General features: G+C 35.5%; 20 protein-coding genes and 1 pseudogene. 5 read left to right on the forward strand and 16 right to left on the reverse strand.

Annotation, left to right across the window (positions count from 1 at the left end; translation table 11 throughout):
* Window positions 1-90: 90 nt before the first annotated feature.
* Window positions 91-2,196: a peptidoglycan D,D-transpeptidase FtsI family protein gene (locus tag J2S06_RS06465; protein ID WP_419151791.1), complete on the reverse strand. Its 2,106-nt coding sequence runs from the start codon at window positions 2,194-2,196 to the stop codon at window positions 91-93.
* Window positions 2,197-2,510: 314 nt separating this feature from the next.
* Between J2S06_RS06465 and J2S06_RS06470 the strand changes: the two genes are divergently transcribed.
* Entirely contained in the window at window positions 2,511-3,254 is a 744-nt protein-coding gene (locus tag J2S06_RS06470; RefSeq protein WP_419151727.1) for a CAP domain-containing protein, read from the forward strand.
* An 80-nt stretch (window positions 3,255-3,334) separates the two neighbouring features.
* On the opposite strand, the gene J2S06_RS06475 is transcribed toward J2S06_RS06470, so the two are convergent.
* The 8 genes and pseudogenes from J2S06_RS06475 to J2S06_RS06515 all read right to left on the reverse strand — a co-directional run bounded on the left by J2S06_RS06475 (window position 3,335) and on the right by J2S06_RS06515 (window position 12,687).
* Window positions 3,335-4,120, reverse strand: coding sequence for an SDR family oxidoreductase (locus J2S06_RS06475; protein WP_044895635.1), 786 nt, complete (start codon window positions 4,118-4,120; stop codon window positions 3,335-3,337).
* A 101-nt stretch (window positions 4,121-4,221) separates the two neighbouring features.
* Window positions 4,222-6,201: a methyl-accepting chemotaxis protein gene (locus tag J2S06_RS16090; RefSeq protein WP_459077045.1), complete on the reverse strand. Its 1,980-nt coding sequence runs from the start codon at window positions 6,199-6,201 to the stop codon at window positions 4,222-4,224.
* 213 nt (window positions 6,202-6,414) lie between these two features.
* Window positions 6,415-6,515: pseudogene (locus J2S06_RS06490) on the reverse strand (spore photoproduct lyase); the annotation flags it as partial.
* A 314-nt stretch (window positions 6,516-6,829) separates the two neighbouring features.
* Window positions 6,830-8,545, reverse strand: a complete 1,716-nt coding sequence (ptsP, locus tag J2S06_RS06495) for a phosphoenolpyruvate--protein phosphotransferase (protein WP_419151728.1) — start codon at window positions 8,543-8,545, stop codon at window positions 6,830-6,832.
* Window positions 8,545-8,811: a phosphocarrier protein HPr gene (locus J2S06_RS06500; protein WP_044749419.1), complete on the reverse strand. Its 267-nt coding sequence runs from the start codon at window positions 8,809-8,811 to the stop codon at window positions 8,545-8,547. Before J2S06_RS06500 ends, ptsP begins: the two co-directional genes overlap by 1 nt.
* A gap of 130 nt (window positions 8,812-8,941) precedes the next feature.
* The gene (gene ptsG, locus J2S06_RS06505; RefSeq protein ID WP_419151729.1) at window positions 8,942-10,984 is read right to left on the reverse strand and encodes a glucose-specific PTS transporter subunit IIBC; all 2,043 of its coding nucleotides are present in this window, start codon (window positions 10,982-10,984) and stop codon (window positions 8,942-8,944) included.
* 237 nt (window positions 10,985-11,221) lie between these two features.
* A complete protein-coding gene (glcT, locus tag J2S06_RS06510) occupies window positions 11,222-12,064 on the reverse strand; it encodes a glucose PTS transporter transcription antiterminator GlcT (RefSeq protein ID WP_419151730.1) in 843 nt (280 codons plus the stop codon).
* Window positions 12,065-12,468: 404 nt separating this feature from the next.
* Window positions 12,469-12,687 (reverse strand): hypothetical protein, encoded by a 219-nt coding sequence (locus tag J2S06_RS06515; RefSeq protein WP_419151731.1) that lies wholly within the window; start codon window positions 12,685-12,687, stop codon window positions 12,469-12,471.
* A 101-nt stretch (window positions 12,688-12,788) separates the two neighbouring features.
* Here J2S06_RS06515 and J2S06_RS16095 point away from each other — a divergent pair, with 101 nt between their 5' ends.
* Window positions 12,789-13,001, forward strand: a complete 213-nt coding sequence (locus tag J2S06_RS16095) for a WYL domain-containing protein (protein WP_052659404.1) — start codon at window positions 12,789-12,791, stop codon at window positions 12,999-13,001.
* Window positions 13,002-13,098: 97 nt separating this feature from the next.
* Here the strand turns inward: J2S06_RS16095 and J2S06_RS06520 are convergent, their stop codons facing one another.
* The 3 genes from J2S06_RS06520 to J2S06_RS06530 all read right to left on the reverse strand — a co-directional run bounded on the left by J2S06_RS06520 (window position 13,099) and on the right by J2S06_RS06530 (window position 13,803).
* Window positions 13,099-13,239, reverse strand: a complete 141-nt coding sequence (locus J2S06_RS06520; protein ID WP_044749425.1) for a YvrJ family protein — start codon at window positions 13,237-13,239, stop codon at window positions 13,099-13,101.
* Between the two features lie 110 nt (window positions 13,240-13,349).
* Window positions 13,350-13,568 (reverse strand): DUF2922 domain-containing protein, encoded by a 219-nt coding sequence (locus J2S06_RS06525; RefSeq protein ID WP_044749426.1) that lies wholly within the window; start codon window positions 13,566-13,568, stop codon window positions 13,350-13,352.
* 16 nt (window positions 13,569-13,584) lie between these two features.
* A complete protein-coding gene (locus J2S06_RS06530; RefSeq protein ID WP_419151732.1) occupies window positions 13,585-13,803 on the reverse strand; it encodes a DUF1659 domain-containing protein in 219 nt (72 codons plus the stop codon).
* A gap of 185 nt (window positions 13,804-13,988) precedes the next feature.
* On the opposite strand from J2S06_RS06530, the gene J2S06_RS06535 reads away from it, so the two are divergent.
* A complete protein-coding gene (locus J2S06_RS06535; RefSeq protein WP_044749428.1) occupies window positions 13,989-14,558 on the forward strand; it encodes a YqaA family protein in 570 nt (189 codons plus the stop codon).
* Between the two features lie 42 nt (window positions 14,559-14,600).
* Here J2S06_RS06535 and J2S06_RS06540 read toward each other — a convergent pair whose 3' ends face one another.
* Entirely contained in the window at window positions 14,601-15,032 is a 432-nt protein-coding gene (locus tag J2S06_RS06540; RefSeq protein ID WP_044749429.1) for a GNAT family N-acetyltransferase, read from the reverse strand.
* A 292-nt stretch (window positions 15,033-15,324) separates the two neighbouring features.
* Window positions 15,325-16,077: a thermonuclease family protein gene (locus J2S06_RS06545; RefSeq protein WP_419151733.1), complete on the reverse strand. Its 753-nt coding sequence runs from the start codon at window positions 16,075-16,077 to the stop codon at window positions 15,325-15,327.
* Between the two features lie 228 nt (window positions 16,078-16,305).
* Between J2S06_RS06545 and J2S06_RS06550 the strand changes: the two genes are divergently transcribed.
* On the forward strand, window positions 16,306-16,509 hold the full coding sequence (locus J2S06_RS06550; RefSeq protein ID WP_044749431.1) for a hypothetical protein: 204 nt from the start codon (window positions 16,306-16,308) through the stop codon (window positions 16,507-16,509).
* Between the two features lie 65 nt (window positions 16,510-16,574).
* Here the strand turns inward: J2S06_RS06550 and J2S06_RS06555 are convergent, their stop codons facing one another.
* Window positions 16,575-18,491 (reverse strand): heavy metal translocating P-type ATPase, encoded by a 1,917-nt coding sequence (locus J2S06_RS06555; RefSeq protein ID WP_419151734.1) that lies wholly within the window; start codon window positions 18,489-18,491, stop codon window positions 16,575-16,577.
* Window positions 18,492-18,784: 293 nt separating this feature from the next.
* Window positions 18,785-20,113: an oligosaccharide flippase family protein gene (locus tag J2S06_RS06560; RefSeq protein WP_419151735.1), complete on the reverse strand. Its 1,329-nt coding sequence runs from the start codon at window positions 20,111-20,113 to the stop codon at window positions 18,785-18,787.
* Between the two features lie 314 nt (window positions 20,114-20,427).
* Here J2S06_RS06560 and J2S06_RS06565 point away from each other — a divergent pair, with 314 nt between their 5' ends.
* The gene (locus tag J2S06_RS06565; RefSeq protein WP_419151736.1) at window positions 20,428-20,937 is read left to right on the forward strand and encodes a sigma-70 family RNA polymerase sigma factor; all 510 of its coding nucleotides are present in this window, start codon (window positions 20,428-20,430) and stop codon (window positions 20,935-20,937) included.
* Window positions 20,938-20,953 lie beyond the last annotated feature (16 nt).

Consider the following 20,953-nt stretch of genomic DNA (forward strand, 5'->3'; position numbering starts at 1 on the left):
TTCAACTAATTATTAGAATATTCCGTAAATTTGCATCCAATTATGATTGAAAAATGGCTGCCCTAACATCATTGTTAAGGCAGCCATTATTTATTCGCCGTCATTTGATGGCTCTTTTGACTCCACTTCTCCTGATTGATATTGTTTTTGTAATTCAACATAGGCATTGACAATGTCATTAGCAATTTTTTTATTCACAATTTCACCTCGGCTAGTTCGCGCCCATGGCACAACGACACTGAACGCTACTTCTGGACGATCAGAAGGATAATAACCGACAAATGTTAAATTGTAAACATATTTTCCCCAATATTGACGCTTTGGTCCATAATAAAACGTTTCAGCAGTACCAGTTTTTCCTGCAACATCATGATTAAACATCCCTGATGCAGTCCCACCAGGTCCTGTAACAAGTTTAAACCCGTATTGTACTCGATTAATATCTTCGTCAGTATTATTGATTCGATTTAGAATGTTTGTTGGCCTTTCTTGTGCGATCGGACCAATCTCATCATCTCCAACCGGTTCATGAATAGATCTGACAAGGCGCGGCTGTACACGATAACCGCCGTTTGCAATCGTTGATACGTATTGAGCCATTTGCAGTGGTGTATACGTATCAAACTGACCGATCGCTAAATCTAATAATTTACCTGGCGTATCGGGATCTGACTGTTGTCCTGTCGATTCAAAGGGCAAATCAATTCCAGTAGGAACGCCTAATCCAAATTGGGCATAATAGTTTCGCATTTTAATGAAATCTTCAATTGTTGCTGGAAAACCGCCATTATAAACATAATTGATGCCGGCGATTTTCATCGCAATATGGAACATATAAACGTTTGAACTTACTTTTAAAGCATTGATATCGTTAATAGGTCCAAAGTTTTTATAGGAGGATTTTTCCTTTGTATGTTTAATTTTTATCGGAGCATCATAAAATACGGTTCCGTGCTTAATCCCAAATTGGTAGCCTGCTAAAACTGTTGCCCCTTTAACCGTTGAACCCATTTCATATTGTGTAGCAAATGCACCATAATCAAAATTTAGCATTTCTCCATTTTGATACATTTTACCAGCCATTGCTAAAATATCTCCATTAAAAGGATCCATCATGACGACAAATGCACGGTCAAGTAAATAGTTATCAGGATGTCCCTTCGCTTCCTTTAAACGCGATTCAATAATTTGTTCCACCTTTTTTTGCAACTCGATATCAATAGAAAGTTTTAAATCATAGCCTCTGCGTCCATTATCAATTAACTGTTGCGCAATCGTTTCTCCATCTTTATTCGAAATATATTTTAACTGTGCCTTACGCGGATTCAAATAATCCTCATATTGTTGTTCTAAGTAACTAACACCTACACGTTCATTTCTGGCATACCCTCGTGCGGTAAAATAAGATTCACGATCCTGAGGAATTCCTTCTTTTGCATCTGTAATTCTTCCTAAAATAGACCGGAATGTATCTTCATATGGATAAACGCGATTCCAATCTGTTATAACATCAACACCAGGTAGGTATTCTAAATGTTCCGCTACTAGCGAAACTTCTTCACTTGTTAAATTTGTCGTTACGATTTGCGGTTCATATGCATACCCTGAGGAAAATTTCGTATAAAAAGCGGCTAGCTCCAACTCTTCAGGATTATTTTGAATTTTTTCGATTTCTTCTTTTGGAACTCGTTTTACTTGTAATCGATACGTTTCTTTCGGTTTTAATTTTTTCTCCTCATCTGTCAGAAGTTTTTTAGCTTGTTCAGGATTTTTCGCAATCCAGTAATCACGTAAATCTCTTTCTTTGAGAAATTGTGTATCAATGTCAATGAGTTTGGCAAGCTTTTTGGCTGTTTCTAGTTTTTCTTCTGCTTTCGTCGTTCTTTCCACGGTATACGTAATAGCTGGTACATTTTCGTTGTCGACGACAATGCGATTGTAACGGTCATACATTTTTCCTCGTGGAGCCGGATATTTGGCGATATCTACCTCTGTCCGGTTCACTTCTTTTGAATATTCTTCTCCTTTAACGATTTGCACCACACCGAGACGAATAATTAACGAAACAAATAGAAGGAATATTATAAAAAAGAATACATTGATTCTCACCATTCTCGCTTTTTTATACCGTTTTTTTTCAGGTGTTCTTGTTTTGCTTTCTGCACTCAAATCCGTTCGCCCTTTCCTTAAACTCATCATCCATTTCAATCTTTAATTATTGTAACAATATCGTAATTTATATTACAGTACTTCCAAAAAATATTGTTGTGTCAAGACTAAGTTTTGATCAATTTTTAGTCTCTTTACCTATTTTTAGAACATTTTCTACGAAAAACAGACATACTTGAAGATTGAATTCACCGCATTATCACTAGGTTTTGAAACTAGAAATTTACAATAAATAGAATTTCTCATTTGTCAATGGAATAGATTGGTACAATTATTACAAAATTCGTATGTTAAGATAAGGGTGTCAAAACAACACCATTCATTTTAGGAGGTTAAAAGCAATGAAAAAACTTCTTTATTCAACAATAGCAGCAGCAGCATTGTTTACTTTCTCATTTGGCGGTCAGAAAACAGAAGCCCATGAGCTTCAAACAAAAATATATATTAAAACAATAAACGGTCAATATCAACCTATCAATATAGATTCAGAGAATATAGAACAGAAGATCAAAGAATATTTTCCAAATATTCAAATAAACTCAAAAGAGTTTCAAAAGTTAACCATTCCTTCTAATTCTACTACAACCAAAACAGAGGTTCCTACTAATATTCATAAAGGATCAGATCAAAAGGCAAATTCTACGCCAATAAAAGAAACAAATACGGTTCAACCGAAGCAAAATAATCAATCTAAAACTTCTTATTCCATTCATGAGTATGAAAGAAAAGTGGTAGAATTAACAAATATCGAGCGCCAAAAACAAGGATTAAAGCCTTTACAAATCGATGAAAATTTAAGTAAAGTCGCTCGTGAAAAATCATTAGATATGCAGCGCAACAACTATTTTTCTCATACAAGTCCAACTTATGGTTCACCTTTTGAAATGATGAACAAATTTGGAATTACGTACAAAACAGCAGGAGAAAATATTGCCAAAGGGCAAAGAACACCTGAAGAAGTCGTACAAGCATGGATGAATAGTGATGGGCATCGTAAAAATATTTTAAATCCAAACTTTACTCACATTGGTGTCGGATATAGTGAAAACGGAAAATATTGGACACAAATGTTCATCGGTAAATAATGGTTCATTTTACGAGAAAAGGGTCTGACTTTAGTGGGGTCAGACCCTTTTGGTTGAGAAAGCCTCGTCATTTTATCCTTTTATATGGATTTAACCATCCCGCCATCTACTAACAATGTTTGCCCTGTTACATATGTATTTAATTTAGAAAGTAAGAAGACTGCATAGTTAGCAAATTCATCAGGATTGCCATAGCGGCCAAGTGGAATGGCTGCTTTCATTTTTTCTTGAATTTGTTCAACGGTCACACCTTGCTTTTCTGCATTGATTTGATCTAGCTGTGCAACGCGGTCGGTTGCAATTCGGCCAGGTGCAACTGTATTAATGAGTATTTGATACGGGGCAAACTCTAATGCTAATGTTTTCGTTAAACCAACAATTCCTAGGCGAAACGTATTGGACAAAATAAGCCCTTGAATCGGCTCTTTCACAGAAGATGAAGCAATATTCACAATTCGTCCACCATTTTTCTTTAAATAAGGAAGTGCTTGCCGAATAAAGCGAATATAACTTAATAGGTTTAACTCAAAAGCATGTTGCCAATCCTCATCAGTCATTTGCTCAAAAGTTCCGGCTTTAGGACCTCCTGCGTTATTAACAAGAAGATCAATGGTTCCAAGCTTATCGATTGTTTGGTTAATCACTTTCTCAATATCTTCCTTTGACGAGATATCAGCTTTTGTATAATATACTTTTCCTTTATTCAGTGACGATAATTCTTTTTGGACCGCTTGAAGCTTCTCTTCGTTTCGGCTTACAAGCATCACATTTGCGCCTTCTTCCACTAATTTTTCGGCTATGGCTTTACCAAGCCCTTGACTTGAAGCCACAACTAGTGCACTTAATCCTTTAATTCCTAAGTCCATTCCATTTCCCCCATCTTGTTTTTTCTTTTAGTTTACCATGATTTGCACCAAAATAAAAAAAATGCACTTGAACTTTTGAAAAAAGCTCAAGTGCTAAATTGTTAAACAGAAAAATACTTGACTATTTTTTGCAGTTTTTTACTAAATTCATGCAATTCTTCCGCTGATTGAGAAACGGTCTCAAACACATTCAACTGTTCATTCGTTGACGCACTTACTTCTTCTATACTTGCAGTTGATTGCTCAGAAATGGCAGAGATATTTTGCAGAGATTCAATCACTTGTATTTTTTTATTATTAATTTCATTCATATTTTCAGTTACTGTACGAATCGAATAAATTAACTCGTTCATTTTCGTCGCAATTTTTTGGAATGCATCACCCGTTAAATGAACCGCATGTTGTTGTTTATCATTCATTTCCTTCGAGCGTTTCATTGCTTGTACAGCATTTTCTGCTTCAGCTTGAATGCCTTGAATCGTTTTGCTGATTTTTTCAGTTGCCTCTGCTGATTGTTCGGCTAATTTTCGAACTTCTTGAGCGACAACAGCAAATCCTTTCCCGCTCTCACCTACTCTAGCAGCTTCAATACTTGCATTTAATGCAAGCAAATTCGTTTGATCGGAAATATTCGAGATCGTCGTAATGACATCTGTAATATGGTTAATTTTATCCGCTAGACCATTTAACACATGTTCAACCGTTTGAATTTCTTGATTTGCTTCTTTTGACTTTAATTGCAGTTGATTCAATGTTTCCAATCCATTATAGCTAGCATCTTCCGATTCTTTGGAAAGCTGTTCGACATTTTGGATGGACTTATTAACGCATTCAATACTGTTTGATAAGCTTTTCATTTGCTCATTCATTGAATCAACATTTTTAGCTTGTTCATTTGACCCTTTCGCAATATCATCAATGGCTGCGGAAATTTGTTCACTTGCTGCCATCGTTTGTACGGATACTGCACTTAAATGTTCAGAAGAATCGTTCATACGGTTAACCGATTTCTTCATGCTTTCAACGATGTTCCGCATATTCGCAACCATTTGATTAAAGCTTTCAGCAAGACTTCCAATTTCGTCTTTTGAGTTTATTTGAACCGTAACTGTTAAGTCTCCTTGTGCAACTTTAGAAGCTTCTTCTGTTAACGATAAAATTGGTTTTGTAATGGTTCGTGTAACAAAGAAACTGCTGATAATTGTGAGAATGACTGCTCCTATTGTAATAAGTAAATGGGTCGTTTTTACATTTTCAGCTGTTTTTAATAAGTCAGAATAAGGATAAACAACCCCAAGCTTCCAACCAAGACCCAGTATTGTATCAAAAATCATCATTTTTTCTTCTTTTTCATCTTCGTATCTTATAACACCAGTCTCCAATTCTTTTACACGATTCATGTAGTTCAATTCGTATAAATTTTTCCCCTTTAATGTTGGATGGCTAACAGCAATCCCATTTTCCGTCATTAAATACGCATAGCCATGATGAACTAAATCAATATTATTGACAATTGCATCAACAGCTTCTAATGAAACGTCGTAGCCAATGACGCCCAATATTTTACCATTTTGTTCAATCACTTTCGCTCCAGTGATGAGAAGCTCGCCCGTTGAAGCATCTTCATATGGCTCCGTCCAAACGACTTTATCTCGGTTTTCAAGAGCCTCTTGATACCATGGGCGAGATGTCGGATCAAAATCATCTGGTAAATCTAAAAGCGGTTCAGTGTAAATTTCTTTTTTTTCCGTCCCAATAAGTATGGCTTTTACTAGCGGATTCATTTGTAAAAAAGATTGATAAGAATGTAAAACGTTATTTAATTTTTCCTCAGATGGTTCATTTAAAAAGGAGAGCAAATCATCATCCTGACTAAATAGTTTCATACTTTTTTCATAATGATTGAGCTGCATTGCAACATTTTGGTTCATTTGTTCAACAATTGAATTTCCTAATTCTTGAGTTTCCTCCATAATGCTTTCCTGAATAATATAAGACGAAACGAAAAAGACAGATGCTAAAGAAATCGTTAATAAAACCGCAAAAAAAATGGTTATTTTTACTTGAAGCTTTCGAACCATTTTGTTCAACTCCTGATTTAACTGTTTCATGAATAAAATAATTTTTTAAAATAACAAAAAAAGGGAAAGTTTACTGTTTTTACTCCCCATCTCTTCTCCTATTATCATAAAAAAATACAATAGGAAAATAAATTTTTTCCTATTATTTATATCGGAATCATTGTAACATTTTTAAATATAATTTTAAATTTGTGTAAATCTTTCTTAATCATGTATTCCCATTTTTTTGAATTTCTTCAATATTGTTCATCAAGAGGATAATCTAATGCCTGAGGTTCATAATAAACGAGTTTGGGAATGAAAGGTTTTGTCAACAAAGGTCACTTCCTTTTTTTATTCCGCTGACTGATCCTTTAATATTGGCTGTTTTGATGTTGAATGAACGATGAAAAATTTTCCTAATAAATATTAAATCCGAAAAAATCTTTTATAAAAGACTCTTTTCTAAAAGATTGTTGCTTTACTATTACGATAGCTTTTCGACTGTCAAGCAAGCGAAACGTTCGGACAAATGTGATTTGTCCAACCACGTGCTTTGTTCGGTTCATAGACAGTCGAAAAGCAACAAAGTTTACGAAAACAGCCTTAAAAAAACAGCAAATGGAATTTTACCATTTGCTGTCCTTTTTTATAAATAAAATGTATTTTTCACAAATTCAACTACTTCTTCTGCTGTTCTCATGGCAAGAATTTTTTCTTTAAAACTTTCCGCTTCTTTTTTAGAAAGGTTTTTAATTTGAGAACGTGCTGGTAAAATGGATGTGGCACTCATGGAGAATTCGTCAAGTCCCAATCCTAAAAGAATAGGAATGGCGATTGGGTCGCCTGCCATTTCACCACACATCCCAACCCATTTTCCTTCTTTATGTGCAGCTTCAATCACAAATGAAATGAGTCGAATAATGGCTGGGTTGTACGGTTGGTATAAGTACGAAATACGTTCATTCATACGATCTGCAGCCATCGTATATTGAATTAAATCGTTTGTCCCAATACTGAAGAAATCAACCTCTTTTGCAAATTGATCAGCTAAGACAGCTGTGGACGGAATTTCAACCATCATTCCAATTTCAATCTCATCGGAAACTTGAATTCCTTCCGTCATTAACTTCTCTTTTTCTTCCAACAAAATCGCTTTTGCTTGTCTAAATTCATCTAAAGTCGCAATCATAGGGAACATAATTTTCAAATTGCCATATTTACTTGCTCTAAGTAATGCTCGTAATTGTGTTCGGAACATTTCTTTCATTTCGAGACAAAGGCGAATAGCCCGAAATCCTAAGAATGGATTCATTTCCTTTGGCAAATCTAAATAAGGAAGCTCTTTGTCTCCGCCAATGTCAAGAGTACGTACAACAACTGGCTTGCCATTCATTTTTTCTAAAACTGTTTTGTAAGCCTCAAACTGCTCATCTTCTGTTGGAAGTTGGTCTCTTCCCATGTATAAAAATTCGGTACGATATAGGCCAATGCCTTCTCCGCCATTTTCTAATACACCTTTCACATCCTCAGGTGTCCCAATATTAGCAGCAAGTTCAACGTGATGACCGTCTTTTGAGATCGTTTCTTCATTAACAAGCTTGGCCCACTCGGCTTTTTGCTTTTCATATTCCTCTTTTTTCGCTTTATATTGTTCGATTATTTCATTTGATGGATTGACGAATACTTTTCCATCTAAACCATCAACAATGACGAAATCGCCATTTTTAATTTGCGAAGTAGCTTCTTTTGTTCCAACGACTGCAGGAATTTCCATAGAACGAGCCATGATCGCTGAATGTGAAGTTCTTCCACCAATATCTGTTGTAAAAGCTTTGACGAATTGGCGATTTAATTGAGCCGTATCAGAAGGTGTCAAGTCGTAAGCAACGATAATGACTTCTTCTGAAACTAGGCTTGGATTTGGAATTTCAACTCCTAACAAATGTCCTATGACTCGCTTTGTAACATCGCGAATATCAGCCGCACGCTCACTCATATATTCGTTATCCATCGATTCAAACATCGTAATAAACATATCGGCTGTTTCACGCATAGCATATTCTGCGTTAATGGATTCATTCGCTATTTTTTCTTTAACAGGATTTAAAAGCTCTGGATCGCTTAATACGAGTAAATGTGCTTCAAAGATCGCGGCTTTATCTTCACCAAGCTGGCTTTTGGCATGATCTCTAATTTTTTCTAACTCATTTTTCGCTTGCTCGATCGCCTTTTCAAAGCGTTCGATTTCCGCTTGATAATTTGTAATTTCATATTTGTTAACCGTTAAGTCTGGCTCTTCTAAACGGTATGCTTTTGCTATTGCAATACCGTGTGAAGCTCCTATTCCTTCTAGTTTTAGCATTATTCTCCTAACCCTTCTTTTTTCATTGTTTCTTCAATTGCCTTCATTGCATCATTTTCATCAGAGCCAACGGCAGTAACTTTAATTTTTGCCCCTTTGCCAATCCCAAGTGACATGACACCCATGATCGATTTTAAGTTTACTGTTTTTCCATTGTATTCTAATTGGATGTCTGAATCGAATTTGCTCGCTGCTTGTACTAACATCGTTGCTGGTCGAGCATGAATCCCTGTATCTGCTGTAATTAGAAATGTTCTTTCTGCCATTTTAATCAAACCCCTTTTCTTTTATTTTTCCTTTAATCTATGGAAAGCCTTTTAGGGCTTTTACAAACAAATAGAAACTATCAATACCAAGTAAAAAATATATCATTAAGATGAAAGATCTTTGAGATGGTTATGATTCAATGGATATGATGTTATCTTCTCCTGCTTCCACTATGCCCTCTTTTTTGGTGATGATCGATTGACCTTCTTGTAAATTCGTAAAAACAATCGGCGTCATAATGGAAGGTGCGTTTTCTTGAATATATTCAAGGTTTGCTTCTAATAATATTTGTCCTTTTTTCACAGTATCTCCTTCAGAAACATGAACGGTAAATCCTTCTCCTTTTAAGTTTACTGTATCAATTCCGAAGTGGATGAGTATTTCATAACCATCATGAGAATTTAAACCAATCGCATGTTTTGTTGGGAAAACATTTATTACATTTCCATCTATTGGGGAGATGACCTTTCCTTCTTTTGGTAATATCGCAAATCCATCTCCCATCATTTTTCCTGAAAATACTTGATCAGGGACGTCTGTAATTGGATGTAATTCTCCAGTTAAAGGTGAAACAAACTCAAGGTGTTTACTTTTCTCTTCGGCTGTTTTCGATGTGTTTTGATTTTCTTTCTTTGCTGAAGCTGGCGTTTTCCCATTCATGATTTGTTGAATTTGTGTTTTCAAATTATCCGATTTTGGACCAAAAATGGCTTGAATGTTATTGCCAACTTCTAAAACACCAGATGCACCTAATTGCTTCAAACGCTCTTTATCTACATTTTTTTGATCATGAACAGATACACGTAAACGAGTGATACAAGCATCTATGTGTGCTATATTTTCTTTTCCACCAAGAGCTTCAAGAATATTATACGGCAAATCATTCGCTGTTTTTTCTCTCTGATCTTCTTCAGATGTTTCAATATCTTCACGGCCTGGTGTTTTTAAGTTGAATTTCCGTATCGCAAAACGGAAACCAAAATAGTAAATGACAGCAAAAACTAATCCAACTGGTATGACGAGCCACCAAGCTGTTTTACCTTGTATAACACCAAATAATAAATAGTCGATCACACCGCCTGAAAAGGTCATACCAATTTTAACATTTAATAGATGCATAATCATAAAGGATAATCCAGCGAAAATAGCATGAATGCCAAATAATACAGGTGCTACGAACAAGAAGCTAAATTCTATCGGTTCTGTAATTCCTGTTAAAAAGGATGTTAAAGCAGCAGAACCCATAATACCTGCCACAACTTTTTTATTTTCTGGTTTTGCTTCATGGTAAATAGCAAGCGCAGCTGCTGGCAGACCAAACATCATGAACGGGAATTTACCTGTCATGAATGTACCTGCCGTTAGTTCGACACCATCTTTCAATTGCTCAAAGAAGATGCGCTGATCTCCTCGAACAATTTCTCCTGCTGCATTTACATATGAACCAAACTCAAACCAGAAAGGAGCATAAAAAATATGGTGTAAACCAAATGGAATTAAGGAGCGTTCAATAACTCCAAAAACAAAGGCAGCTAATGTTTTGTTCGTTTCGAGCATCCCTTCTGAGAAAGCGTTTAATCCTCCTTGAATTGGCGGCCATACAAAATACATGATGACACCTAATACAAGGGCAGAAGCTGCCGTAATAATCGGAACAAAACGTTTCCCAGCAAAAAAACCTAAATATTGTGGCAATTCTATGTTATAATATTTATTGTACATGTAGGCAGCTAAAATCCCGATAATAATCCCACCAAAAACACCTGTTTGTAATGTCGGGATTCCTAAAACGGTTGCGAAAGCTGGGTCAGCGTTTATATCTGGCGGAAGCTGGCCTAGCCCTATTAAAATTTCACTCATTGTCACATTCATGACTAAAAAACCAATGATGGCTGCAATCCCCGCAACACCATCACCATTTGCTAATCCAATGGCAACCCCAACGGCAAATAATAGAGCAAGATTGCTAAAAACAATTCCACCTGCTTGCTCCATAATTGCTGCGATAAATTGAACCCATTCGTTTCCAAATACAGGGACTTTATTAATGAACACTTCTTGCTGCAGCGCATTTCCAACCCCAAGTAAAATACCTGCAGCTGGCAAAATGGCTACTGGAAGCATTAATGCCCGTCCAACTTTTTGCAGGACTCCGAATAATTTTTTAAACATCTTTCCCCCTCCTATTATGTTTGCATTATGCACAGAATGCGAAACCGTTTGCAGAAAGCTATAAAAGATGGTGAATGATGATCAATTCGAATCGTTTTGCCGAATTAACTTATAGCAAAATAAAAAGGCATGGTGAAACAAGACAATTAGTCATAGGTAAACATTCCCTAATAACTAAAATTTATTCGTCTTGCTCACTCATGCCTGATCGAATCAGTAACACGTAAAGCAATTATTTTATATCGTTTTATTAGCTAAACGGTATAAATGCATGGTTAAATAAACAGCCTCTGCATCATAAACAGGTTTCTTCAATTTCTGCTGCATAACCTTGATCATCTTCCATGCAGTATTATAGCATAAAGGATACTCATTTTTCAATAATAAAGTGATTTTTTCTGGTTCTTCAACCGCTTCACCTTTCATAACTCGTTCAATCGTATGTTGCAGGTGTCTTACAAGCCGCATGTAATTGATGCTTTCTTTATCAATGGTAATTTTCATTGAGTCTTCCACAATATTCATAAGCTCACTTATTACTTGAGAATGTTGATTCACTTCTGATATTGATTTATTCGTTAAAGCACTATGAATATGGAGGGCTATAAACCCAATTTCCCCTTCAGGCAAACTTACATCGAGCTTTTCATTAATCATTTCAACAACTTCTTTTGCTATCTCGTATTCTTTTGGATAAAGCGTTTTCGTTTCTGTTAAAAATGGATTTTTAATATCCATCCCTTGCTGCAGCCTTTTGATCGCAAATGTAATATGATCTGTTAAAGCGATATGGATATGTTCATTTAGCGGTAAACCTACTTTCTCACTAATAAAATGAATTACATCATTGACCATTTCAATCATTTCTTCATCAATAAAAGGGAGAAGCTTTTTATATTGCTCTTGTTCTTTTTCATTTTTTAAAACAAACATTTTTTCAACCGTTTCCTCTGAAACGGTATCCTCTTTCTTTTTTCCAAACCCAATTCCTTTTCCAATAACCACTACTTCTCGAAAAGAATCGTGCTTCGCAATGACGACATTATTGTTTAAAATTTTTTTTATTATTAAGGATCCCATACTGAAATCCCATCTCCTTTTTGTTGAATCTCTATAATACTACAAGATTTTAGAGAAGCTGGTCAACAAATTTTGTCGTATCTTGTAGAAAATATCTTACCTCATTTTCATTAAAATGTAATAAAAAAATGCTTGCCAATTTGTTGACAAGCCTTCAAGACTAACGATTAAGTTCTAGGATTTTATTTTTATCAAATCAATTAAAAGGAGAACGTTTCAAAAGTGGAAAAAAGTATTATGATGTCAAAAAGTATTCAAGAGGAGCTAAATAATGTTTCAACCGTTAGGCTGTTTTCGTAAACTTTGTTGCTTGCCGACTTCGGCAGAAAAGCTTGAAATAGAGCCATCTCAACTAGTTATTATAGGTTAAACAACACTCCTGATTATTTTTCTTCATTTATTAGCTATTTCCTTCGGTAAGTATTGTCGAATGATGAATTTTGATCCCAATATCCACTTTCAATTTTTTCTTTTATTGTCAAAACGTAATTCTCCAGTTTCTTCGGAAGTTTTCCCTTTTCCAATTCATCCATCGTAAAATGAATGATTTGTCCGCTTTCAAAGTCCATGACTTTCACAATACGAGTTTGCTGAATGATACAGCTGTACATCACGTGATACATCTTTCACACCTACCAAAAATTTAAATGCATTATCGAATACATGTTCGTATATAATTATAATATAGACGTTTGAAAAAGAAATGAACAAAGGAGAGATACGAATGACTCTTCTTGAAAATAGCTTTCATGAAAAACGACCTATTGAAATAATTTATTTAGCACAAAATGGGGAGCTTTCGCAAAGAACCATATTAGTCAAATCCATCCATTCAACCTATATCCGTGCCTATTGTTTTCAAAAAAGAAACATGCGGACTTTTCGAAAAGATTCGATCCTTTCTATTTTTTTTATGTCTCATACGAACATTCATTGAGTCCATACATGATTATCGACAATTCATCAAAAGTACTCGGCTCGTCGTAAAAACATTGAGAGCTGGCCTAATGCGTTCAAAGAGCCAGCTCTTATTTTTACATGTCTTTCAGTTGGGACGGAAGCATTTGAATCGAGTGATTGACAGCATCAAGCTTCCCTTCAATCCGATGAAGTAAGTATAATGTTACGACAATCGGAAATCCGACATCACTTAAAAACTTTATCCACTCTTGCACTGTCCATTCCTCCCTTATCACATGATAAAGAGGCTGTCAGTGTCAGTCCGAATAACACATGACACTTATAGGACAGCCTCCGTAGCTAAATCTTTACTCACCCTACCGGTTTATTGAATCGTAAACTCTGTTACTTGTCGTTCAATTACGCGAGCACCTTTCTTCGCTACATAGCGGCCGCCTTTTGATGTGAAGACATTTGCTGATAAGATCGAATCCATTGCTAATGAAATTTCCGCTTCAGTTAAAGTATCCTTTGGGTCTTCAATTGTCAGCCGCACGAGTTTTCCTTCCTCATTTAAAAACTGTAGCTCTAAAGTCTTTTCCATGTTTCACACTCCTTTCCTATGCATTAATTTGTTGAGAGTCATTACGCTCGACATGCACTAATGTTTTCGATTGTAAACTTGCGATCGCTTGAGCCGCTGATAAAAGCTGATCTGCTGTTGCTTGTGTGTCGATGTTATTAAAATTTTTGTTTTTCAACAACGGTTTCCCTTCCTCATCCACGCCCATTTGAAACACAAGGCGAAGTTGAGTCTCCATTAATTGAACTTCAGCCATCCTCTTCACCTCCCTTCACCTATTTTTTAAAGAGAATGGAGGTAAAGAGGATCATAAAATTTAAAACTATTTTCACTGTTTAATAATCATCCTAATTTTTTTCTAATAGATTATTTATTGACGTTCTACTGGCAGACTGTTATGATTCAAACGTAATATAGTACGAGAAAACGGAGGAAGATAAGTTGGAACAGTTTATACATTATTTGATTGAGTTTTTTCAAGAATGGGGAGTATTAGGATTACTCATCGTGGCCTTCACCGAATCATCTGTTTTTATCATCCCGCCAGATGCGTTGCTGATACCACTAAGTCTTATTGAACCATCAAAAGCGATTTTATTTGCTATTTACACGACGGTTGCCTCCGTATTAGGCGGAATTGTAGGGTATTATTTAGGGAAAGGAATCGGTAAGCCTTTACTACATAAAATAACGACAGAAAACGTCATTTCCAAAGCGGAAAATTTATACCATCAATACGGTATGGGAGCCATTATTATCGCAGGATTTACACCCATCCCCTATAAAGTGTTTACGATATTAAGCGGTGTCGTCGAAATGAAAATGTCAAGTTTTGTCATTGGTTCCTTGATCGGCAGGGGGGCTCGTTTTTTACTTGTCGCCATTGTCATTATGTTATTTGGGGAAAATGCTACAACACTTATACAAGAATATGGGTCAATCGCCACCCTTATTATCGGTTTATTGTTTATTATCGTTTTCGTCATCGTTAAACGTAAAAAAGCGTCTTAAAAAAGCAACACAAAGCCTGTTTAATTCAGGCTTTGTGTTGTTCTACCTTTCGTGATTCAGCTTTTTGACATAAAAGATTTCCCTCTCAATTTGATTAATATGATCTAAATAACCTGATTGAATAAAACCGAGCTTGTTTAATAACGATTTCATTGCTTCGTTCGACTCATTTGTAGAAACAAAAAGCTTTTCCGTGACACAATGTTTCATCACTTCATTTATTAATTGACTAGCAATCCCTTTTCTTCGATATGCCGTGTCGACATATAAAAGCTTAATAAACCAATTGTCAAAAAATGAGCGAGAAAAAGTAATATATCCAACAATTTTGTCGGCTTCTGTTGCTACGAAGCAATCTCCTTTTTGGATTGCCTTATACAAGCTATCTTTCCGTGAATTTCCCTTTTTCATCCATTCATTTAGAATGGATATTTCGTATAACTGCTGCAAACTAGCTAATTTAATTTCAATCATTTTCCTTACCTCGTAAGCGTTTCTATAAATTTATAAACTGTTTATAATTATATTAAAAATTATGAAAATGTAAAATATGTTTATAATATTCCCCAATCATTCTATAATTCTTTTCTCCATGATCTTCCGTATATACAGCATTTATGGATGTTGGATAAATACCGATTGCCCTTGCATTGATAAATACGGCAGGATTTTTAAGCATTAGTGAGATTCATTTCATTCAGAAAACACTACCATTGAACATTGTGTAAATCCTATATTCGCTACTAAATTAGATGAAAATCTTTTATTATTGCTTAGGAGGACGAAAGCCGGCTTTCACAGCCTCCTCTTCCGTACAAAACATCACTTCTGCCTTTGTCTCTTCATACCAAGGCGATTCCGGGGTATGATAAATTTTTTCGGAGCCAATATTTCCTTTTATTAGGCAGTCGTTTTCAGATTTGCTCGTTTTCGAATTTGATTCCATTACGTCAGGATGAAAACCATCTTCTTGTACATAATTTTCAATTTCCCAAATCCCAATTCCTTGTTGTTGTGCCTTTTTTTGAATAGCAGTAAATTGATCAACATAGCGAGTGTTCGGCGGATAAACGTAAGCTACCCTTGCTAACCCTTTTTTTAACAATTCCTCTTGAATCATTTTACCATCGACATATACATAAGCTAATAATCGTCCGTATTTATCTTGTTTAGGGCCGATGTCAAATTCTAGTTCAATCTTACGAGCATTTTCTACTAAACTACGAGTAAATTCTTTAGCTTCTTTTCCAAATGGTTGTTCACCCAAACGAGGATGTGAAGTTTCTGGACAATCGACCAGTAAAAATCTTACATTTGTTTGCTTGCCGTTATAAATGACAGAAATCGTATCACCGTCAATTATGTGTGCTAATTCAACTTCAATTCTTTTATTCTCTATATTTTCTCCATTCATTTGTTCATGATCTGTGTTTACACCCTCATCAGGGGTTATATTGGCGCATCCTGAAATATTTAAAGCTAAGATAAATATCAATAAGTGAATTAAAAATTTAATCAACGTATTCACTCCTGTAGTTGTTCTTCGATTTCATGGTTCAGCCAATAAATATTTCACCCATTTTGTATCTCATTCTATCATACAGACCGGGCTAAATCATACGATCAAAAAAGTTATCAGCATAGTGATTGCATTACAATCAGAAAAACCTTCTTTGTGAACAAAAAATTTCTTTTGTATAATATAGAAATAAGTTTATTTAAGTGATCATATTAAGGAGTGTTATAGGTGGCGGTTTTTTTAAAAAAGCATTTAGTCTTAATCCTATGTATACTAGCATTTGCATCACCTATTATCGGAAATTTATTAATTGATGTTTATTATTATAGTTCATTAGTGGGCTGGATCGTCGGATTTATTTTCATTATCTCATCTTATATTATTGTATCGAAACGACCAGATGAGCCAGATGGTGATGAAAACATGACTTAACAATTCAAATGGTATCATTATTACACGAAAAACGCCGCCTGTTAATGGCGGCAGTTTAATTAATATTATGCTTTTAACAACCTTAGACCGTTTAAAATGACTAAAATGGTACTTCCTTCATGTCCAATAACTCCAAACGGCAAGTCAATGATTTGTAGGAAGTTTGAACAAATAAGAATGGCAATGACACTTAACGAAAAGACAATATTTTGCTTTATGATGCGATTCATTTTTTTGGATAAATGGATTGCTTTTATCACTTTTGTCATATCATTTTTCATCAGCACAATTTCAGCTGTTTCTAAAGCTGCATCAGTTCCTTCCCCCATGGCAATGCCGACATTGGCTGTCGCAAGAGCAGGAGCATCATTAATTCCATCACCGATCATCGCAACGATGCCAAACTTATTTTTTAGTTCTTTAATGTGCTTGACTTTATCTTCTGGTAAGCATTCACTATAAAACTCTTGGATGCCAGCTTCTTGCGCAATGGCCTTAGCTGTCGCATGACTATCACCTGTTAACATGACAGTATGAATGCCTTCTTTTTGCAACTCTTTTATCGCCTGTACGATATCTTCTCGCAGAACATCTTTTAATGCGAAAATAGCTGCGATCCCATTTGAATCACGCACATATACGACCGTTTTCCCTTCCTCGGCGAGTGTGGTTGAAATATTTTGTTGAAATGAAAGGGCCTCTTCTTTTCCGACAAAATCGGCTTTACCAATTTTCCATGTTTCTTCATTCCAAATAGCGGAAACTCCAAATCCAGATTGTTCTTTAATATTCATCCACTGATTTGGTACATCTTCAATTTTGCTTTCAATATATTGAACAATCGCTTTAGCTAGTGGATGATTCGATTGTTTTTCAATGGCATAGACAGCTTTCAATAGTTCCCTTTCATCGATTCCATCACGAATCACGAGATCGGTCACTTTCGGTTCTCCTTTTGTTAACGTTCCTGTTTTATCAAAAGCGATTACGTTCACTTTACTTAATCGTTCGAGATGAACACCGCCTTTAAAAAGAAGTCCATTTCTTGCTCCATTGGAAATCGCCGAAAGTGTTGCTGGCATTATCGAAGCAACGAGGGCACAAGGTGACGCTACAACCATAAAGACCATGGCTCGATAAAACGTTTCACTAAAGCTCCAGCCGAGCAAAAAATGAGGCAAAAACAGTAACAATAGTACAGTTATGATAACTCCATTCACATAAGCCCCTTCAAATTTTTCAATAAATTGCTGGGATGGAGATTTTTCTGATTGAGCGGTTTGAACGAGCATCAATATTTTATGAAACAGTGATTCATTATTTTCTTTTGAAACTTTCAAAGTTATGGAACCATTTAAATTGACTGTTCCGGCAAAAACTTCATCGTTAGCTTTTTTCTCTACAGGGATGGATTCACCTGTAATCGCTGACTCATCAATAGCTGTTTTCCCATCTACAACGATCCCATCCGCTGGGATTCGCTCACCAGGCTTAACAATAATCAAATCATTGACCGATAGCTCGGAAACATGAACGACTTTTTCCTGTCCATTTACATAAAGCGTTGCCTTTTCGGGTTGAATATCCATTAAAGCCGACAGTTCTCGTTTACTTTTGTTTGTCGTATACGTCTCTAAAGCACCACTTAAGGCAAAAATGAAAATTAATATTGCACCTTCAGCCCAATGACCGATTATTGCTGAACCGATGGCTGCAAATACCATTAATAGCTCCACATTTAACTTTTTTTCTTCAATTGTTTCTTCAATACCTTCCTTCGCTTTTGCAAAACCGCCAATGATAAAAGCACTTATATATAAAATGATGGAGGCCGTATTCATACCATCCATACTTAATATCCAAGCAATGAAAATAAGAAAACCGGAAACGATCGCTGCTATTAATTCTCCATGCTCTTTTAAAAAGCCTACGGTTGTTTCTTTCTTCGCTTCTTCAATTTTCATTTTAATATTTGCTTCCATTCTCTCACAGCTCCCTCTTTGAGAATTAAAATCATCTTCAAACCCCTTAAAAAACTCAAAAGCTGCCAATGTAGGCAGCAAAAATAGTGTGATCATAAAACGGATCCATATCACTTTCACTTTATCTATTTACATTATACATGAAATAAACCATTTTTCAAATAATAATTATAATAATTTTAAAATAATATTAGTTATTAATAATGATTTTCATCTTCAGCATCATTTTCTCATTTATTAGAATCTTTTTTATCATAAGCTTCTCTTCTTAACATCAAATAACATTTCATTAATCAAACGATTTTCTTTTCCATTTGAAAAAAATAATTTAAACCAATTTTTTTACAGATTGTTGTATAATGCATAAAAAATTGGAGCACGCCTCCTGTATTCAAGCCGACAATAACCCCTGCCATTTTCCATTCATGCATTGACCCTAACAAAAGAATGATCGTAAAAGCGACCGTATGTGACCAAACTGTATGAAAAAGAGCATCTTTCACTAAATTTAAGCCGATTAAATACGCTTGTAATGGAATGATTAAAAAATGGAAGAAAAAATATGGCCACAATAGCTTTAAATAATATGTTGCTGCCCCCACTTGAAAAAAAAGCTTTGTTAAAGCATCTCCGAATGTAAAAATGATGCAGACAGCTGGAATACCATATAAAAACGTCAAAAACATGGTTTGCTGTAGAAGCTTTTTGAGCATGAGCTGATCACGCTTTGAAAATGCTTCAGATACGGTCGGAATTAACACGATGAGCATGGAATGGGCAATAAAGGCTGGAAAAAAACCGATCGTCATCGCAACACCTGACAATAGACCGAACTGTTCTGTTGCAGCTCTTTCAGTTAACCCTGATTGAACGAGTGCATATTTAATCAAAAATGGTTGAATGGCATGGATGAAAGAATGAAAAAGCCGCATAGTGGTAGTCGGAACCGAAACTTGAAAAAGATGCTTGCGAATCTTTTTTATATCTGTCACTTGTTCAGATATACGAATTAATTCCCCTGTTTGCAGCATATAGGCGCTTAATAAATAAATGACAACAATTGCTTCACTACCAATAAAAGCGCTTAAAGCAGCTAATAAAGACGTATCTTGGTGAAAATCAAACATTTGAAATAAAACAATTAGAAGACCAAGTTGAATCATTTTACGAAATCCATTCGCAAAAGCAATTTTCCCCATTTGATGGTTGCCCATAAAAAATCCTCTTGCGATGGAAGAAAAGGACACCATCGGAATGAGAAGGATAAAGAGCCATTTTATCGCAGGATGGTATTCTTTAAATATTGGGATAAGCGGGAAAAATAAAAACGTGATCAAAGTCAACATTAAGGAAATCCAAAACGTAAGGCTTAATGCATATTTGAGCATTGGCCAATGAAACTGTTTCTCATGTTCGGCAATATATTTGGAAATTGAAATCGGCAGCTCGAAGCTTGCCAGAACGACAATAAAAAACATGACAGGTAATATCGACATATAATGGCCCATACCAATTTCGCCAAGCTCACGAGCTAATACCATATTAATGACAAACTCAAAGCATTCTCCAATAAAAGCAGCCAAAACTAAAAATAACGTACCTGTTAGAAATGTTTTCATCATCTTCTCCCTCTTCTTCTCTCTCTTTATCCATATGAGACAAGATGTAAAACATGACAATATATTTGTTTTGCCGAACGCTTCTAAAAACGTCTTGTCCCGAAAGGTCAGTCATTTTTCTTCAAAAATTTCTTTTAGGAAATAAAGGCGAAGGAATTAAACAAAATAATAACGTTTCATTCATGGGGAAATCATCTTTTTTCGGTCACAGACTTTTTCTTACTATCGTTAATCTAGTTCGCAAGCTGCAGAACTATTTTATATGGTAAAGGTACCGCGGAATATAAAAGAGCGCGCTCTTTGAAAGGGCGTAAATGATGGGGGAACAGGAAAAATCCTTTCCAGACTTGCTGCAACATTATAACGGTATGATTTTTCATCTGATCAAAAAATTAAATATTGAGGATCCAGAACAGGAGTTTTATCACCAAGCAGTCATTGCACTATGGAAAGCGAAAAGGAGCTTTAATCCGCAAAAAGGTTCCTTTTCCACGTATGCATACGCTTATATGAAAGGTGCATTACTGAACGAACTATCGAGGAGAAGCCATTTTTACGATCGTCATTCATTGCGTGAAGAGTGGTTTTGTAATGATGAAACGAGCGGATTCATCCATGAAACGGAGAGGCACATTTGGATTGAGCAAATATCAAAATCACTAACACGAAATCAATCTATCTGGTTGAAGAAATATTGTTTGGAAGGGAAAGATTCGACACAAATTGCAAAAGAATTAGGAGTCAGCGTGTCATTAGTGAAAAGCTGGAGAAGAGGAGCCATTTCTAAATTAAAAAAATGTCTCCGAAAAGAGTTTTTGCAAAAATAAAGAAAGCTGGCTTTTG

Source organism: Bacillus alveayuensis (assembly GCA_030812955.1).
GTDB classification, from domain to species: Bacteria; Bacillota; Bacilli; order Bacillales; family Aeribacillaceae; genus Bacillus_CB; species Bacillus_CB alveayuensis.

What these genes read in the sequence shown, in the direction of transcription:
- J2S06_RS06565 (WP_419151736.1), top strand. Translation starts at nt 20,428, where the DNA reads ATGGGGGAACAGGAAAAATCCTTTCCAGACTTGCTGCAACATTATAAC.
- J2S06_RS06555 (WP_419151734.1), bottom strand. Translation starts at nt 18,491, where the DNA reads ATGGAAGCAAATATTAAAATGAAAATTGAAGAAGCGAAGAAAGAAACA.
- J2S06_RS06515 (WP_419151731.1), bottom strand. Translation starts at nt 12,687, where the DNA reads ATGTATCACGTGATGTACAGCTGTATCATTCAGCAAACTCGTATTGTG.
- J2S06_RS06560 (WP_419151735.1), bottom strand. Translation starts at nt 20,113, where the DNA reads ATGATGAAAACATTTCTAACAGGTACGTTATTTTTAGTTTTGGCTGCT.
- glcT (WP_419151730.1), bottom strand. Translation starts at nt 12,064, where the DNA reads ATGGGATCCTTAATAATAAAAAAAATTTTAAACAATAATGTCGTCATT.
- J2S06_RS06465 (WP_419151791.1), bottom strand. Translation starts at nt 2,196, where the DNA reads ATGAGTTTAAGGAAAGGGCGAACGGATTTGAGTGCAGAAAGCAAAACA.
- J2S06_RS06525 (WP_044749426.1), bottom strand. Translation starts at nt 13,568, where the DNA reads ATGGAAAAGACTTTAGAGCTACAGTTTTTAAATGAGGAAGGAAAACTC.
- J2S06_RS06500 (WP_044749419.1), bottom strand. Translation starts at nt 8,811, where the DNA reads ATGGCAGAAAGAACATTTCTAATTACAGCAGATACAGGGATTCATGCT.
- J2S06_RS06530 (WP_419151732.1), bottom strand. Translation starts at nt 13,803, where the DNA reads ATGGCTGAAGTTCAATTAATGGAGACTCAACTTCGCCTTGTGTTTCAA.
- J2S06_RS06470 (WP_419151727.1), top strand. Translation starts at nt 2,511, where the DNA reads ATGAAAAAACTTCTTTATTCAACAATAGCAGCAGCAGCATTGTTTACT.
- ptsP (WP_419151728.1), bottom strand. Translation starts at nt 8,545, where the DNA reads ATGCTAAAACTAGAAGGAATAGGAGCTTCACACGGTATTGCAATAGCA.
- J2S06_RS16090 (WP_459077045.1), bottom strand. Translation starts at nt 6,201, where the DNA reads ATGGTTCGAAAGCTTCAAGTAAAAATAACCATTTTTTTTGCGGTTTTA.
- ptsG (WP_419151729.1), bottom strand. Translation starts at nt 10,984, where the DNA reads ATGTTTAAAAAATTATTCGGAGTCCTGCAAAAAGTTGGACGGGCATTA.
- J2S06_RS06540 (WP_044749429.1), bottom strand. Translation starts at nt 15,032, where the DNA reads ATGATTGAAATTAAATTAGCTAGTTTGCAGCAGTTATACGAAATATCC.
- J2S06_RS16095 (WP_052659404.1), top strand. Translation starts at nt 12,789, where the DNA reads ATGACTCTTCTTGAAAATAGCTTTCATGAAAAACGACCTATTGAAATA.
- J2S06_RS06475 (WP_044895635.1), bottom strand. Translation starts at nt 4,120, where the DNA reads ATGGACTTAGGAATTAAAGGATTAAGTGCACTAGTTGTGGCTTCAAGT.